Origin of the sequence: Variovorax sp. LjRoot290 (assembly GCF_964253985.1) — a bacterium.
Lineage (GTDB): Bacteria > Pseudomonadota > Gammaproteobacteria > Burkholderiales > Burkholderiaceae_C > Variovorax.
In genome coordinates this window covers 4,259,327-4,275,270 of record NZ_CAXURW020000001.1, presented here as the reverse complement: position 1 = coordinate 4,275,270, position 15,944 = coordinate 4,259,327, and the positions used below count along the sequence as shown (strand labels likewise).

15 protein-coding genes and 1 pseudogene are annotated in these 15,944 nt (G+C 64.8%); 8 read left to right on the top strand and 8 right to left on the bottom strand.

The window, feature by feature from the left end; genetic code table 11:
- Positions 1-111: 111 nt before the first annotated feature.
- Entirely contained in the window at positions 112-303 is a 192-nt protein-coding gene (locus ACSQ9A_RS21255) for a hypothetical protein (RefSeq protein WP_093106038.1), read from the top strand.
- A 280-nt stretch (positions 304-583) separates the two neighbouring features.
- Positions 584-1,444, top strand: coding sequence for a hypothetical protein (locus ACSQ9A_RS21250; protein WP_436305061.1), 861 nt, complete (start codon positions 584-586; stop codon positions 1,442-1,444).
- 40 nt (positions 1,445-1,484) lie between these two features.
- On the opposite strand, the gene ACSQ9A_RS21245 is transcribed toward ACSQ9A_RS21250, so the two are convergent.
- The 5 genes from ACSQ9A_RS21245 to ACSQ9A_RS21225 form a co-directional block, all read right to left on the bottom strand.
- Entirely contained in the window at positions 1,485-2,777 is a 1,293-nt protein-coding gene (locus ACSQ9A_RS21245) for an NAD(P)/FAD-dependent oxidoreductase (RefSeq protein ID WP_436305060.1), read from the bottom strand.
- Between the two features lie 376 nt (positions 2,778-3,153).
- Positions 3,154-4,959 (bottom strand): adenylate/guanylate cyclase domain-containing protein, encoded by a 1,806-nt coding sequence (locus ACSQ9A_RS21240; RefSeq protein ID WP_436305059.1) that lies wholly within the window; start codon positions 4,957-4,959, stop codon positions 3,154-3,156.
- A gap of 208 nt (positions 4,960-5,167) precedes the next feature.
- Entirely contained in the window at positions 5,168-5,548 is a 381-nt protein-coding gene (locus ACSQ9A_RS21235; RefSeq protein ID WP_214697029.1) for a cupin domain-containing protein, read from the bottom strand.
- A gap of 191 nt (positions 5,549-5,739) precedes the next feature.
- Positions 5,740-7,323 (bottom strand): MFS transporter, encoded by a 1,584-nt coding sequence (locus tag ACSQ9A_RS21230; protein WP_436305057.1) that lies wholly within the window; start codon positions 7,321-7,323, stop codon positions 5,740-5,742.
- Positions 7,324-7,456: 133 nt separating this feature from the next.
- Positions 7,457-7,726 (bottom strand): helix-turn-helix domain-containing protein, encoded by a 270-nt coding sequence (locus ACSQ9A_RS21225; RefSeq protein ID WP_093106066.1) that lies wholly within the window; start codon positions 7,724-7,726, stop codon positions 7,457-7,459.
- Positions 7,727-7,996: 270 nt separating this feature from the next.
- On the opposite strand from ACSQ9A_RS21225, the gene ACSQ9A_RS21220 reads away from it, so the two are divergent.
- Together ACSQ9A_RS21220 and ACSQ9A_RS21215 are read left to right on the top strand one after the other, a co-directional pair.
- On the top strand, positions 7,997-8,236 hold the full coding sequence (locus tag ACSQ9A_RS21220) for a hypothetical protein (RefSeq protein ID WP_436305056.1): 240 nt from the start codon (positions 7,997-7,999) through the stop codon (positions 8,234-8,236).
- 120 nt (positions 8,237-8,356) lie between these two features.
- Positions 8,357-9,391: an RNA methyltransferase gene (locus ACSQ9A_RS21215; RefSeq protein ID WP_436305055.1), complete on the top strand. Its 1,035-nt coding sequence runs from the start codon at positions 8,357-8,359 to the stop codon at positions 9,389-9,391.
- Positions 9,392-9,444: 53 nt separating this feature from the next.
- Here the strand turns inward: ACSQ9A_RS21215 and ACSQ9A_RS21210 are convergent, their stop codons facing one another.
- Entirely contained in the window at positions 9,445-10,380 is a 936-nt protein-coding gene (locus tag ACSQ9A_RS21210; protein WP_436305053.1) for a LysR substrate-binding domain-containing protein, read from the bottom strand.
- A gap of 107 nt (positions 10,381-10,487) precedes the next feature.
- On the opposite strand from ACSQ9A_RS21210, the gene ACSQ9A_RS21205 reads away from it, so the two are divergent.
- A complete protein-coding gene (locus tag ACSQ9A_RS21205) occupies positions 10,488-12,548 on the top strand; it encodes an FAD-dependent oxidoreductase (protein WP_436305052.1) in 2,061 nt (686 codons plus the stop codon).
- A gap of 99 nt (positions 12,549-12,647) precedes the next feature.
- Positions 12,648-12,812 (top strand): annotated as a pseudogene (locus tag ACSQ9A_RS21200) (transposase); the annotation flags it as partial.
- A gap of 75 nt (positions 12,813-12,887) precedes the next feature.
- Here the strand turns inward: ACSQ9A_RS21200 and ACSQ9A_RS21195 are convergent.
- Positions 12,888-13,193, bottom strand: a complete 306-nt coding sequence (locus ACSQ9A_RS21195) for an NIPSNAP family protein (protein WP_436305050.1) — start codon at positions 13,191-13,193, stop codon at positions 12,888-12,890.
- A 148-nt stretch (positions 13,194-13,341) separates the two neighbouring features.
- Positions 13,342-14,226: a LysR substrate-binding domain-containing protein gene (locus ACSQ9A_RS21190; protein ID WP_436294953.1), complete on the bottom strand. Its 885-nt coding sequence runs from the start codon at positions 14,224-14,226 to the stop codon at positions 13,342-13,344.
- A 70-nt stretch (positions 14,227-14,296) separates the two neighbouring features.
- Between ACSQ9A_RS21190 and ACSQ9A_RS21185 the strand changes: the two genes are divergently transcribed.
- The gene (locus ACSQ9A_RS21185; RefSeq protein ID WP_436305049.1) at positions 14,297-15,136 is read left to right on the top strand and encodes an amidohydrolase family protein; all 840 of its coding nucleotides are present in this window, start codon (positions 14,297-14,299) and stop codon (positions 15,134-15,136) included.
- Positions 15,133-15,933 (top strand): SDR family NAD(P)-dependent oxidoreductase, encoded by an 801-nt coding sequence (locus ACSQ9A_RS21180; protein ID WP_093106084.1) that lies wholly within the window; start codon positions 15,133-15,135, stop codon positions 15,931-15,933. Before ACSQ9A_RS21185 ends, ACSQ9A_RS21180 begins: the two co-directional genes overlap by 4 nt.
- The last annotated feature ends 11 nt before the right edge of the window (positions 15,934-15,944 follow it).

The window sequence follows — 15,944 nt, the reverse complement described above, 5'->3', positions numbered from 1 at the left end:
TTCAACATGTCCTTCTCCGCCTGTCGTGGTGACTGGTGAAGGCTCCTTTTCCGGGGGAAAGCTGGTTCTCTCAAGGCACCTGTGTCAAATTGCGTCCGGGTAAAATGCCGCATGTCCAACACCCAACTCACGCAGGATGGCCTGCGCTACGTCAAGAAGGCGCCAGGCTCCATCATCACCACGCCGCGCGCCGAAGCCATGATGTCCTGCTTCAAGTGCGGGAAGTTCGTTCTTCGCACCGGGATGACTTCGCGGCGCTTTCTCGGCAAGAACCATCTCGTCTGTGCGCCCAAGTGCCCATAGGAAGCGCACCGCGGCGTTGCCCACCAAACTCCGCGGCCTCGGCCACCTGCTGAAGTGAACGCGCGCCGCTCAGCTCAACCTCGCCAGCAAGCACGCGCTCCAGCGACCAATACATCGAACGCCAGGCACAGGGCATTCGCCTGAAGGGACGCGAAGCTTGAGAAGCTCAGGTTCGAATTCGTCGGCAACTGACTGTCGGTAACACCTGGGCGGCGGATGTGGGTTGGTTCGCAGACCGCGGTGTTTCACAATCGGAGGCCGAAGAGAATGGGGTGCCTCCATGAATGAACCCTCCGACAGTGAGGCACTTGCACTGCTGAACGAGCGCCGCGACCTGTTGCGCCGTATGTGGGCGCTTGCGATGGTCAGCATGGCATCTGGAAGTGCGGCGCTCACGGCCTGCGGCGGAGGCTCCGGCGCCCAGACAACAGTAGCTGCAGCTGCAATTGCAGCCGCTCCTGCCCCTGCACCTGCTCCTGCACCTGCTCCTGCTCCAACGGCGCCAGCCCTGGGCGCCCACGCGCTCGACTTCAACCGTGACGGCGTGTCGTCCTCATCGCTGTCCACTTCCGGCATGTCCACGCGCACGACCGGAAGCACCCTGTTGGCCTGCGTCGGGCGGGGTTTGCTTTCTGCCATCGCGCCGACGGACAACGTGGGCAATGCCTTCGTTCAGCTCGATGTGGCGCACACCTACACCCTCTGGCCAAACTCAGGGACGGCTTTGTATGCCTGCGAGCAGGCCCGGGGCATGGTCAGCCACGCGGTCACCGTGGTGAAGCCTAAAGTCACCGACGAAACGACCCTGAGCGTTGTCGAGATCACCGGAGGCGGCTTCGTGCGCGATGTGCAGTGGCGCGAGGTGCTGTCTGGCCAGCCCTTGACCAGCGCCAGTGTCACCACCACCGGCCCTGCGCTGCTCGTCGCATGGTGGTGGGGCGATGCAGGTGTCGACCTGGACAAGACGGCCGTGCCCGACAGCGGCTTCACGGTGGTCGATTCGGTACTGGCTTCTGGTGCATTGGTGCAGTGCGCCGTTGCCGTCAGGCAGGTGAGCGTGGCCGGTACCTACAACGTGACCTGGGCGTCGACGCCGCAGCAAGGAGCGCAGCTCTGGCTCGCTGCCGTGCAGGCGGCCTAGCCCGTCTCAACAGCAGCCTGCACGAACTCCTGGGTGATCCTTAGATCCGCGCGTCTACCAAGTGGAATGCGCGGGCGCCCGCCTCATAGCCCAGCGCCTTCGCGTTGCGCCACAGCGTGGGGGCCACTTGTGTCACCGGCAACGGCAGGTCATCGCGGCGGACCGCGCCCAGCACGAGCTTCGCGAGTTCCCTGCCGAACACCGTTCCCGGTGCGATACCCCGGCCATTGAAACCGTTGAACGAAACCACGTTGTGGTCAAGCTCGTGAAATCGGGGGAGGGCGTTGCTCGTCATGCCGATCGTTCCATACCACTCATGCTCGAACGGCACGTCCTTCAGCTGCGGAAAGATCCTGGCGAGCGCGCGTCGCGCCCAGTCGTGGTGGATCTCCCGTCCCATCCCCCGCAAAGCGCCGACGCTGCCGAAGACGAGCCGCCCCGCGGCGTCGAGACGGAACGAGGACAGAACCTGGCGTGTATCCCATGCGCCTTGGCGTTCGGGCAGGATGCTTTCTGCGCTTGCCCGCGGCAGCGGCGCCGTGGCGAAGTTGAAATAGGGCAATCGCACCTGCTCTGCCTGGATGCCGGGCCACAGCCCGTCGCTCCCGGTGTAAGCATCGGTGGCAACGATGACCCATCTCGCGGACACCATTCCGCCGCTGCTCGTTGCCAATTGCCACCGGGACCCGACACGCTCGGCCGCTGTCACGCGCGTCTGCGTGTGGATGCGCGCACCCGCACGCAGTGCGGCATCGGCGAGGCCTCGCACATAGGCGAGCGGTTGGACGGTGCCGGCCCGGCGGTCCAGCAACGAAGCCGGATAGGCCCGAGTTCCGGTGAGTTCCAGGGTCCGCTGCGCATCGAGGACTTCCACCGGGGCGCCGAGTTCCAGCCACTGGCGCGCGCGCTCGGCAATCTCGGCGAGGCCGCGTTTACCCGCTGCGCAATGCAACGTTCCGTTGTGGACGGCCTCGCACTCGATGCCATGGCGGGCAATCAGATCGAAAACGATGGAAGGCCCATTGCCCAGGATGTCCAGCAGGCGCTGGCCGTGCGACTTGCCGAGCTCACCCAGCAGCACGGATGGCATGACCCACATGCCGGCATTCACGAGGCCCACGTTCCTGCCGGAGGCGCCAAAGCCGATGTCGAACGCCTCGAGCACCGCGGCGCTCGCGCCGCCCTCGGCGAGGTGAAGTGCCGCCGATGATCCGGTATACCCCCCGCCGATGATCGCGACGTCGACCGTTATCCGCTCCGTCAGCGGTTGCGTCCTCGGCGCCAGCGGCGCCGAGGCCTCCCACAGGCCGTGCGAAAGCCGATCGCCGTTCATTGGGAACCTCCGCATTGCTACTGGGCGCGATTGGTGAAGTTCAGCATTCTGCCGGCAAAGACGGCGTTCGCTGCTGAAGAGACGGTCCTGCAATGAGCGAGGAGTTCGCGATCATGTGGTGGATACAAGCGGAAAGGCGCCCGAAGATGTCCTCGAAGCGATCCTTGCCGCGGGAGCCCGGGACTCGTAGTGAAAGACGAGGGCGGTCGCCTCCGCCTGCGACGCAGGCGGGGCTGCCATGCGTGAAGATTTGGCCGCGCTTGGATCCGCAACCAGCCACATTCAACGCTTTGTGCCGACGAGGGCCGGTGGCGAAGGTCCTGGGTGAAACCCCTCGGGAGAGGTGGCAGCGACAGAGGAGCGGGGGCTCGTGCGTTCAGGCCGCCAACCCGGCCTTGCGCAGGCCCGCCACGAACTGCTCAAGAGGCGCCGGGCTGCTGTAGGGCAGAACGCGCAGCGTGAGTTCGATTGCATATTCGGGATGGATGTCCATCAGCTCGCTCCAGATTTGGCGCGCCTCCTCATGGCGACCGGTATGACCGTAGAGCGAGGCCAGGTAGGCGCGCGTGACGTCCGAACCCGGCATGTGGATGAGGCGACGCTTAAAGCTCGCTTCGGCCTCTGCATAGCGTGCGAGGACGAATTGGGCCCGCCCCTGCGCATGCCGCCACAGGCTGAATTGCGGGTCGAGGCGCAACGCCTTCGAGAGCGATTCGATCGCCTCCTCGTGGCGCCCGGCGAAATCCAGGATGATGCCCAGCGTCCCATAGCTCTGGGAGGAATTCGGGTCGAGCGCGACCGAGCGCCGTGCGGCGCGCTCGGCATCGTCCAGCCTGCGTAGCCACATCAGCGCGTTGGAAAGCGCATGGTGTGCCATGGGCTCAAGAGGGTCGCACTCGCACGCCTTGCGCGCCAACGCCAGGTTCTCTTGCAGATCGTCGGCTGTCCGGCCGTTCCAGGCGTTGGCGTACTCGACGCCGCCGGCGATCGCCAGGTAGGCATAGGCCAGCGCCATGCCCGGATCGATCGCCAGTGCGCGCTCCAGCATCTCGCGTGTCTCGGTCAGGGCTGGCGCCGTGAATTGCACGATGCAGCTCTTCGCGCGAATTAGATAGTCGTAGGCCTCGCCGTTGACCTTGCCGCGTTCCTGCCGGCGCTCCTCCTCGTTGCCGGTGAGCCTTACCTCGAGCGTCTCCACGATCTTGCGAGTGACCTCGTCCTGTACCAGGAAGATGTCCTCGAGCTCGCGGTCATAGCGGTCGGCCCAGACATGCCCGCCGGATTCGGCATCGATGAGCTGCACGTTGATGCGCACTCTCATGCCGGCGCGCCGCACGCTGCCCTCAAGCACGTGCCGCACGCCCAACTTGCGCCCGACCTCCTGGATGTCGACGTTCTGCTTCTTGAAAGTAAATGTCGAGTTGCGCGCGATCACGAACAGGCCCGAAATCTTGGAGCAGTCGGTGATGATGTCCTCGGTGATGCCGTCCGCGAAGTACTCCTGCTCTGGGTCTCCACTCATGTTGGTGAACGGCAGCACCGCCAGCGAAGGCCGATCCGGCAAGCGCAGTGCCGGCGTTCGCGAGGACAACGGCGCGGCGGGCGTCAGCTTGAAGGCGTGGACCGGGTGCGAAATGTTCTTCATCGGCTGCTCGCCCTGGTCGACGAAGCTCGCGCCGATCCTGTCCCGCACGGCGCCGTACACCGCGTCGGACACGAAGATGCCGCCCGGCTCGGCCACGCCGCACAGCCGGGAGGCGATGTTCACGCCATCGCCGTACACCGTGCCGTCCGCCTTCTCGATCACGTCGCCCATGTGGATGCCGATGCGAAAGAGCATTCGCCGGTCCTGCGGCAGGACGTCGATGGACGCGCCCAGCTCCCGCTGGACGACGATCGCCGCCGCCACCGCGCCGGTCGCCGTTCCGAATACGGCGAGTACTGAGTCCCCGGCCATGTCGATCACGCGGCCATGATTGGCCTCGATGCGGCTGCGGAACACGGCACGAGCCGCGTCGAGGGCGGCCACGGTAGCGCGGTCGTCTACGGCCATCAGGCGCGAATAGCCCGCGGCGTCCGCTGCGAGGATCGCCACCAAGTGCTGCCTGAGATCAGCCGAGTTCACCTGCGCCGACTCCATAGGGGAAGGATGGCCGGTGCATATTACGCTTCTCGCGGGCAATCAGCGGCTCGATTGGGCAGCCCTGGCTTCGCCTGAAGGACGTGCGCACATGCGGGCGTTCCGGATCTATGACGCGGCTGGACCTTCGATGCCTTCAGTCCAGGGTTGGGACCGGCTTGTTAGGCCCAGTAGCCGTGCGAGCCGCCGCCGGCTCAAGTGGCTCGCGGCTCCATCCGCTCATCACTGAAGGGGGTCAGACCAGTCGGGGTCAGCTCTTGGGCTTTGCGTATTCCTCTGCGCTCATCATCTCGAAGCCAACGAACGGGTCGTTGCCTTCGACCCATGCGTCGTGGCCCGGAGGAATGGTGTACGACATGCCTTCCTCAATTGCGGTCTTCGAGCCGTCATTCATTTGCACGGTGATTCGACCGGAAACCGCATACCCAACGTGAGCTACTTGGCAACTATCCGTGCCGACGACCGGCTTGATGCACTTCGACCAGCGCCACCCGGGCTGAAACTTGAAGCGTCCAAGCGTGTACCCCTCGAGGCGGACCACTTCGACCCGAGTCTTTTCCGGCTCCCGAACCTCATCCGGTTCGTCATGGGATTTCGTCTGGAGCTTGGTGACATTCATCGGGCTTGCCATCACTACTCTCCTTGAACGAGTGAGCAATTAGTCCGCGGCAGCCTCGTGTTAAGCCGCGCGTCGGACGATTGAATATTAGTCCCGGGCCACGCTTCCGGCGACCCATTTTTCGCCCGATCCAAAAGATCAACTGGGTGCGAGCCTGGAAAATGTCCGCTCACGCTGCAAGCCAGCCGCTCGAGAATACGATTTCACCGCTCAGCGATGTAGTGCTGGGTCGTCACCGCCTCGCCGTCGCGCAAGAATACCCGTACACGAGCCTCCACCTCCTGGTCGGCCAGCGTGGCCCGGGCGCGCTGGTGCAGGTAGTCGGCCCAGGAGGCGACGATGAATCGCTCGACATAGCGCGACGGATCGCCGAGGTCTCGATAGACGCGCCATAGGGTGGCGCCGTCGCGGCGCCGCGAGGCGCGCAGCTGGGTCACGGCGTTCAAGAACTCCTCGGCTTCGCCAACGCGAATGCGATAGCCGATCTCCACCGACACCGGGCCATCGTCCGGAAGCGGCTGATCCTTGATGAAAAGATCTTCCCAGAGCGCGACGGGCGTGACCTCCGGCGAAGCGCCCATCCGCAGCGGCAGCCAGCGGGCGAGAAAGATGCCTCCTGTCATGGTGAGAGCTGCGATGCTCAAAGCAATCGGCAGCCCGGTGATGCCGGAAACCGCGCCCCAAAATGCCGAGCCGATGGCGAACGAGCCCAGCGCGCTGACCGTGTGCAGTGCCACGGCGCGCGAACGGACCCAGGGCGGCGCGCTGGACTGCGTGGCCGTGTTGAAGGTGGCCATGACCGCCATCCAGGCGGCGCCGCCGATGGCAAGCGCCACGAATACCACGGTGGGAATGCGCACGAACGCAGCGATAAGCATCACAGCGGCGAAGACCATGCACCCCAGGGCGACGAGGCGCTCAAGCCCCAGGTGCGCACGCAACTTGCCCAGTACCAGGCCCGCAGCAACCGCGCCTGTGCCCAGGCATCCCATGAGAAAACCGAATCCGGCGGCGCCCAACTTCAGTTGTTGCGCCGCGATGGCCGGCAACAGCGCCCACAGCGCCGAGCCCGCGCCGCTGTAGGCGACGGTGCGCAGTAACTGAGCCAGGATCATCGGCGAGTGCCTTGCATAGCGCAGGCCCGCGACGGTGCCGCTCCAGAGGCGCTCCGCCGGCAGGGGCGACTTCGCATGTGGGGCAGGGGGCCAGCGCCGCACCGCTTGCATCATCACCAGTGCGCTCACCACCGCGACCACGAAGACCCAGCCTGCACCGAGCCATGCGAACACGAAGCCCGCGACTGACGGCCCCAATGCCCGCGCGCTGTTCCAGGCGATCGACATCGCCGTGATGGCCTGTGGCATGTCTTCGCGCGGCACCGTGTCCGCCACGCTGGTGTTCCAGGCTGGTGACAGCAGCGCCGTGCAGCAGCCGGCGGCAAAGGTGAACAGCAGCAAGGTCGCCGGTCCCGCCCACCCCCCCAATGCGAGCAGGGACAGGACAACGACGACGGCCACCTGAACGGCCAGCGCATTCAGGATCAGCCGCCGCCGGTCCGTGGTGTCGGCCAGCACGCCGGCCGGCAGTGCCAGCAGGAACATTGGCAGGAACACGGCGGTCTGCACCAACGCTGCGAGGAAAGAGGAGCCCGTGAGCTCCACCATGAGCCATGAAGCCGCCATGACCTGCATGGCGTTTCCGGTGAAATAGATCGCGCTGCCGGTCCACAGGCCCCGGAATGCGGGCAGACGCAACGGGGACCAAAGGGAGTGGGATGCGGAGGACATCGAAGGAAGCTTTGCCCGATTATGGTCGGGGCGTTCGCACGTCTTCCATGGGGGCAACTGGCGCGCTGCGAGGTTGAGGGCCGCGAGAGAGGCCCGCAGACGTTACGTACCCTCGCTCAGCAGTTGGAACAACTCAGGATGCGAGCTGGCCGCTGTCTGGCGGCTGCAACTTCGTTGCGATGCCGTAGAGCGCAAGCATGCCCAGCACGTGCCCGATCGCGACGCCTGGTTCACCTGATTCAATCCGGGCGATCGTCTGGACGTGCACGCCCAATCGGGCGGCAGCGGCGGCTTGGCCGTCGCCGGCACTGGTGCGGGCCAGCTTGGCCGCGGCACCCATGTCCTTGATCGCCTGCAGGGCGTCGCCACCAATGTCTGCCGAGATGCGCTTGCCTTGGGCCATCCGCGGATTGTCGCTGCACAATCGAACTCCCGGTCCAGGTGTGGCCAGCTGGTCACCATGAAGAACCTTCGACTTTCGCTTCTTCGTTGTGCAGACTTGCCAGGGCCATGGCGTCGAGCAACAAGCGTCCGGCCAGGGAGACGTTGGGAACTTGGGCTCAGTTAGAAAGCCTAAGGGAGATACCGTTCTCCAAGGTCGACCACCGACCTTCTTGCCCTGACTGGAAACAGCCAGGGCTTTTTCGTTTCAACGGTGGGTCAGAGTAGGTTCTTGGCCGCCGCGGCCGTGACCTTGCTGCTCTACGCGGCAGCGACCGTAGGCTTGCCTGCGACCGCCCTCGGCGCGCTTGTTCTCTTTCTCCTGGCGGCAGCGGGGGGTGCCGTCCTCAACCTGAACTACCACTGGAAGCAGTTGCCGCTGTCGAAATGGCTTGTCGTCGTCCATGGGCTGGCCGCCGTGGCCGGATTCCTATTGCTGCTCGGCGCGACGCGGGCGACCCGCGCCGCATGAACCCCACTCGAGCTGCCGTGCACAATCTGTCGCATGTCGACCATCACTCTCTGTACGTCCTGGACGCCAGCACGACTGGATCACTGATGTGTCCAGGAGTCCATTTGCCCTAGGCAGTGCATGCGAATCCACGAACTAAAACGGCGACTGCGGGAAGCCGGAGCGGGCCCCATCCACGAGCACCGGATCTTGCGGCTGTGGTCCCATGCTCTACCCCGAAACAGCGGCAAGCGTCGACCAGAGAGCTTTTTTCCGTCGTCGCTGCTGGCTGCCCTGCCGTCCATTGAAGCTGAGCTTGCGGGACTGGCGCGCATCCACGCGGTCCATCGCGGCGCCGATGGTTCCGAGCGGCTGCTCGTTGCCCTCGCGGACGGTCAGACCGTGGAGAGCGTGTTGCTGCCTCGGGACGGTCTGTGCATCTCGTCGCAGGTCGGGTGCGCCGTCGGGTGCCAGTTCTGCATGACGGGCCGCGAGGGATTGCTGCGCCAACTGGGAAGCGCCGAAATCATTGCCCAGGTCGCCCTCGCGCGCCTGCGTCGGCCGGTACGCAAGGTCGTGTTCATGGGCATGGGCGAACCGGCCCATAACCTGGACAACGTGATGGAGGCGATCGACCTGCTCGGCACGGCGGGCAACATCGGCCACAAGAACCTGGTGTTCTCCACCGTGGGCGATCCACGCGTGTTCGAGAGGCTGCACCAGGGAAGCGTCAGACCTGCGCTGGCACTCTCGTTGCACACGACCAAGGCTGAGCTGCGCAGAAAGCTCCTTCCGCGCGCGCCGAACATGACCCCCGAGGAACTGGTCACCGCATGCGAACGCTATGCCCGGGCCACCGGCTACCCGATTCAGTACCAGTGGACGCTGCTGGAAGGTGTGAACGACGGGGAAGAGGAGATTGAAGGCATCGTCAGACTGCTCTCCGGCAGGTACGGCGTGCTGAACATGATCCCCTTCAACGCGGTGGATGGCGTGGCGTTCAGTCGCCCGTCGTGGGAGCGCTGCGAACAGATTGCTCGCACGCTGCACCAGCGGGGCATTCTGACGAAGCTGCGCTATTCAGCCGGCCAGGATGTCGACGGCGGGTGCGGTCAGTTGAGGGCGCGCGCAGCCGAAGTACAGGTGCCGCTTCGAAGGGCCGAAGACTGGCGTTAGGTCACATTCGACACCTGCTGGCAGGCAGCAGTGGGGGGCGATGCACACGTCGGTCAAATGTCCCGGAACAATGCGTACTGCTGCGTGATGGTCGCAACGTCTTCGCGCATTTCGCTGACGAGCCAATCCAGCACGCGGCGCACTTCTTGTCGAATCGACCCGGGCCTTGCCACCAGCCGGTACTCCTTTTCGGTGCGGATCAGGCGGCTGGAGGCCGGCACCAGAAGGCCCTCGCGCAGCGCACCGGATACCGCCGACACCCAACCGAGCGCAATCCCTTGACCGAGCAAGGCGGCCTGCAGCACGAGTGCCGAATCGGAGAAGCTGAGGGAGTTGCCGGGGCGCCGGCAGTCCAGGCCGGTGCGAGCCCCGTATTCTTCCCAATCCATGGTCGTCGTGGTCAGATGGATCAGGGTGTGCTGGCTCACATCGGCAGATTCACCGACGGCACCCACCCGATGCAGGTATTCCGGGCTGCAGACCGGGAGCACCACTTCCGGAAAGAACTCCCAGCTCTGCCACTTCCTCGTGGGGTCGTACAAGCGCAATCCCAGGTCCACCTCGTCGACATCGCCACGGAGAACGCCGCTGATCACCTCGAAGCGCAGGTTGATGTGCGGGACGGCCTGTTGAAAACGTGCGTACCGCGGCATCAACCAGTGCGAGATGAACGCGCTCGACAACGACAGCGTGACGGTGCCCCGATCTGCACGGCGGCGCCTGATCTCGCGCAGCGCCGCCTCCATCTGGCTGAAGCCGGCCGACACCGCCGAATGCAAGACCTCACCTTCTTCAGTGAGTTGAACGCCCAGCCGAGAGCGCGTGAACAAACGAATGCCCAAGGTGTCTTCGAGCCGGCTCACCATGCGACTGACCGCCACGGGCGTCACGTGGAGCTCGGAGGCGGCCAGCGTGAAGTTCGCACAGCGTGCGGCGGCTTCAAACACGCGCAAGGCATTGGCGGAGCGTATCGTCTGCTGCGCTTCCATAACATCATGTTAGCGATCTCTGCCTAAGATGTAAATGGACCGGCCTCGTGTTCGATTACACAATGTCCATGCAGGCCGGACTCAACCGAGCGCGTTAAGGAGAGGATGTGCAGCGGTTTGCCCACTCCGTTGATGATGAGAAATCGGTGCGGCGACAGGACCCGCTGCTGACCCCGTTCGCCATCAAGAGGGTCATCCTCAAGAACCGCATCATCAGCACCAGCCACGCCAGCGGCCTGACGGAGGGTGACTTCCCCCGGGAACGCTATCAGCGGTACCACGAAGAAAAAGCCATTGGCGGGATCGCGATGAGCATGTTCGGCGGCTCGTCCAACGTCGGCATCGACAGCCCGAGTGTCTTCCGGCAGATCAACATGGGCGTCGACGAGGTGGTTCCCCATCTCCAGCAGTTTTCCGCGCGGATGCACGCCCATGGCACGGCACTCATGTGCCAGCTCACTCACATGGGCCGACGCGGGAGCCCGTATGAAGGCGCCTGGTTGCCGACCATCGCGCCATCTGCCAGGCGCGAAACATTGCATCGCAGCATTCCGCGTGAAATGACGGAGCGGGACATCCACCGGGTGATCCGCTATTTCGGGCAGGCGGCATCGCGCTGCCGGCAGGCAGGCCTGGACGGGCTGGAAACGCTGGCGGGCGGCCATCTGCTTGGCCAGTTCCTGAGCCCATCGGTCAACGTGCGAACCGACAGATACGGCGGTTCGCTGGAAAACCGCTGCCGGTTCATCCTGATGGTGCACGAGGAGATCCGAAAACAGGTCGGCGAGGATTTCGTCGTCGGGATCCGCTATGCCATCGAGGACGGACTGGATTTCGAGGAGAGCGTTCGCGCCGCCGGCATTCTCGAACGCTCCGGGCTCTTCGATTTCTTCAATGTGGTCTACGGGCGCATGGACACTGCCCAAGCCCTGATCACCGACAACATGCCGACCATGTCGATGCCCTCGTCGCCCTGGCTGCAAAAGGCGGCCGCGTTCAAGAAGGAGGTGAGGCTGCCGGTCTTTCATGCGGCCAAGATCGCCGATCTGGCCACCGCGCGCTATGCGATCAGCGAAGGTCTGCTCGACCTGGTTGGGATGACGCGCGCCCACATGGCCGACCCGCACCTGGTTCGAAAGCTGATGGAAGGCCGGGAGCACGAAGTGCGCCCCTGTGTGGGTGCCTCGTTCTGCCGCAGTCATGAGACCGCATGCATCCACAACCCGTCCACGGGGCGGGAGACCTGGCTGCCTCACGAAGTCGATCGCTCGCCCGGTCCATGCAGGAAAGTGGTTGTCGTGGGCGCGGGTCCCGCGGGACTGGAGGCGGCCCGGGTGGCCGCACTGCGCGGACACGAGGTCGTCCTGCTCGAGGCCGGATCGCGGCCTGGCGGCCAGGTGCTGCTGGCGGCGCTTGCGTCATGGCGCAAGGACATCCTCGGCGTGATCCAGTGGCGGGTGGACGCCCTGACTCGCCTCGGCGTGGACATCAGACTCAACAGCTACGCGGACGCTGCCGATGTTACCGGGCTGGAGCCCGACACCGTGATTGTCGCGACGGGAGGCATCCCGTGGCTCGATGAACTTGAGGGCCATGAGCACGGTCTTTCGGTGGTGGACGCGCTGACCCAGCAGCCACCTTCCGGCGGCGAGGTACTGGTCTATGACGGGACCGGACGCCACAACGCCTATGTCTGCGCCGAACGCCATGCGCTCGCCGGCCGTCAAGTGACACTGGTCACCCTGGATGGCCAGCTCGGCATGGAACTGGGCGGACGAGGAGACGACATCGTGTGGCGCCGCAAGCTGACCGAGCTGGGCGTTCATGTCCGCCACGATCTCAGGCTGATCAGTGTGTCGGCCGTATCGGGTCGGCGCCGCGCAGCATTCGTGCACGAGTTGACCGGCGCAACCATTGCGCTCGAGGCGGACCACGTGGTGGTGGAACTGGGCGTGCTCCCGGTGTGCGATGTCTACGATGACCTGAAGCCCGCATCGGTCAATGACGGGGAACTGGATCTGGACAAGTTCGCCAAGGGTGTTCCGCAGGCTTGGCCCGCGGCCGGACCCGGCAAGCGCTTCGAGCTCTATCGGATCGGCGATGCGCATGCTTCGCGCGACATCCACGCCTCCATCTACGAGGCATTCCGCTTGTGCCGGCTCTTTTGATTCGCAACCCCGCCTCTCGAGGAAATCGCCATGAACCTCAGCGGTGCTGATGGATTTGCGCTTTCGGACACGTGGGGACCACAAGTCGCCTTGCTGGGCGAAACGATAGGTCGAGTGGAATGGGTCGTCCATGCGAAGCGCCCCTTCGCCGGACCCGAGGCGGTGCTGGCCTACCTGTCTCGCTACACCCATCGCGTGGCGATCTCCAACAGTCGCCTGATCGCGTTGGATGAACGCGGTGCCTATCGTGGATTCAAATGGAAGGGCAAAAGTGGTTGCTCAACGAATGAGTCCAGCGGAAGCCAAAGGCGGTCCACTGCAACGCTTGGTTAGGCCGATTCATTTGAATACAGGCCTGAAAAAGCTGCGTTCATAGCTGAGGATGCAGCGAGTGTCCTGCGCATACTTGAACGCAGCTTGGCACTCTGGGTCTGTGGCAGACAACGCGCGATATTCCTCGTATGCCGCAAGACTTGGGAACGTGAACATAGCCAGCGCAATGTTGTTCGCGCCTTCCGAGGGCAAAAAGTAGCCATGGTGCTGCCCTCCAAACCTTTCGACGAGAGGAATCCAGATCTTTCCGTAGTGCTCGAACTCCTTGAGCTTGAACGGATCGATGACATAGCGCAGGTAGCAGGTGACCATGGTAGTTCCGAGAGTCTGAGCGTTTGACATGAGGGCTGGCCAGGCCAGTCCGTTCTGTCTGCTTGCGGGCAAACTTTAGCCGACCGCGAGCGGCTGCTAGCGGCCCAGCCGCCGCTTCATTTGCTTTGGCGCCAAAGTGAGATGGCGTTTAGCGACGCCGGAAGTCCAGCTCTTGCAGGATTTGCGCAGTACCCCGGATCAGACGCGTTGCCGGACGTGCCATCGGTGTCGCAAGCACCAGCACATTCCAGATGCTGGGCGGCCCGATCGGTGCGCGTGGCAGGGCTTCGTCGCCGGTCGCGCCCAGGGCGCTCTCCGGAAGGATCGTGCATCCGATCCCGGTCGCCACGAGCGCGAGCACGGTGTGGACGGCGCCCACCTCTGCGAGCACCTGGAGTTCAATGTGACGCGGCCCCAGGACGGAGTCGAGCAAGTGGCGAATCGCATTTGGCGCACTCGGCAGCACCATGGGGTAGTTCGCAAGCGCCGACAATCCGACACGGGCTGGTAGCTTGCTCTTCGGCGGCGCCACCAGCAGCAGCTTTTCCCGCATCAGAGGCTGAAAGGCCAGCTGGGGAGAGGCTGCAGGATCGAAGAGCAGCGCCAGATCCAGCCGCCCCGCGATCAGGGATTCGCGCAGTGCGACGCTCAGGCCTTCGAGGACCGTGATGACGGCGCGCGGAAACTTTTCCCTGAACCGCTGGATGAGGGCCGTGCTCAAGCCCAGCGCCACCCGCGGCGGCATGCCGACCACGATCCGCCCGCCGGGACTTTCGTCCATCTCTCGCAATTCGTCCCGGGCGCGACGGGAGATCTCCAGCATCGCGCGCGCATGAACGAGCAGGGCTTCCCCTGCGTCCGTCGTGGTCACGCCGCGTCCGGTTCTCACCAGCAACCGTTGCCCGAGATCCGCCTCCAGCAAGGCGATCTGCCTGCTCAGACTGGGTTGCGCCAGATCCAGCGCCACGGCACCGCGACTGAAGCTTCCCGCATCGACCACGGTGACGAAGTACAGGAGTTGTCGCAATTCCATAGCCAATAAGCATAGCTGATATAGGAAGAATGTCATTACGGAGGGCAGCTGCGATGGGGACACTGCCTTCATGACCTCAACCCTTCCCCCGGGGGCCTGCAACGCCCACTGCCATGTGTTCGGGCCCGGCATGCGCTTCCCGTACGCCCCTGACGCCACCTTCGTTCCCCAAGCAGATGCGCCGAAGGAGGCCCTGTACGCGTTGAACGACCGACTCGGCTTGCAACGCTGCGTGGTCGTGCAGTCGGCCTGCCATGGCTTCGACAACCGCGCCACCGAGGACGCCGTCGCGCCGCGGCCCTCGAGCTACCGCGCGATCGCCCTGCTGCCGACCGACGTCGGCGACGCAGAACTCAAGCGGCTCGACGCCGCGGGCTTCCGTGGCGTCCGCTTCAACTTCATGGGCCACCTCGGCCGGCACGCACCCATCGAGGAGGTCCTGTCGTTGGCGGGCCGCTTCGCGCCGCTCGGCTGGCATCTGCAGATTCACGGCGATCCCGCGCTGCTCACGGACCTGGCGCCCGCGCTGCGTCGCTCGCCCACGCCGGTGGTGATCGACCACATCGGTCGCATCGATGCAGCGCTGGGTCTTGACCAGCCGGACTTCCAGGCGCTGCTCCGGCTGATGGCGGACGAGCGCTTCTGGGTCAAGGTGAGCGGAATGGACCGCATCACGCGGCTGGGCCCGCCCTACACCGACGCCCAACCCTTCGCTCGAACGCTGGTCGCCGAGTTCGGCGACCGGGTCGTATGGGGCAACGACTGGCCCCACCCGAACCACGCCGGACCCGTACCCGACGAGCAGCAGCTCGTCGACCTCATTGCCGAGATCGCACCCACGGAATCCGCGCGCCATGCGCTGCTGGTCGGCAACCCGGAGCGTCTTTATCAATTTGGAGACAGGACATGAGCCTGCGATTCGAGAACAAGGTAGCCATCGTGACCGGCGCCGGTTGCGTCGGCGCCGGCTGGGGGAATGGCCGCGCCATCGCCGTGCGCCTCGCCGAGGAGGGCGCCAGGGTCTTGGCGGTCGATCGCGATGGCGCCCGACTCGACGAGACACTCGAGCTGGCCGGTGCCGCCCGCGCGTCGATCACGCCGTGGGTCTGCGACGTCACGAACAGCGAGAGCGTGGCGGCCATGGCGGCTGCCTGCCTGAACGCCTACGGGACGATCGACATCCTCGTCAACAACGTGGGGGGGTCCGCGGCGGGCGGGCCGGTGGAGCTGGCCGAAGAGACATGGGATTTGCAGATCGACATCAACCTCAAGAGCGTGTTTCTGACCTGCAAGCATGTGCTTCCCACGATGCTGGCGAAGGGCGGGGGTTCAATCGTCAACATCTCTTCGACATCGGGCCTGCGCTGGACCGGCAGTGCGCAGGTGGCGTACGCCGCGACCAAGGCTGGCGTCATCCAGATGTCGCGCGTGATCGCGGTGCAGCACGCGGCCAAGGGGGTCAGGGTCAATAGCGTCGTGCCGGGACAGCTGCACACGCCGATGGTCGAAACACGCCTGGCGAAGCAGCGCGCGGGCGGCGACGTCGACGCACTGCTGGCCCAGCGCCAGAAACGCATTCCACTCGGTTTCATGGGCGACGGCCGCGACACGGCGAGCGCGGTGCTGTTCCTGGCCAGCGACGAGGCGCGGTTCATCACCGGCACCGAACTGATCGTCGACGGCGGCATGACCGCGCGCTGCGACTGAGATTCGAGTTA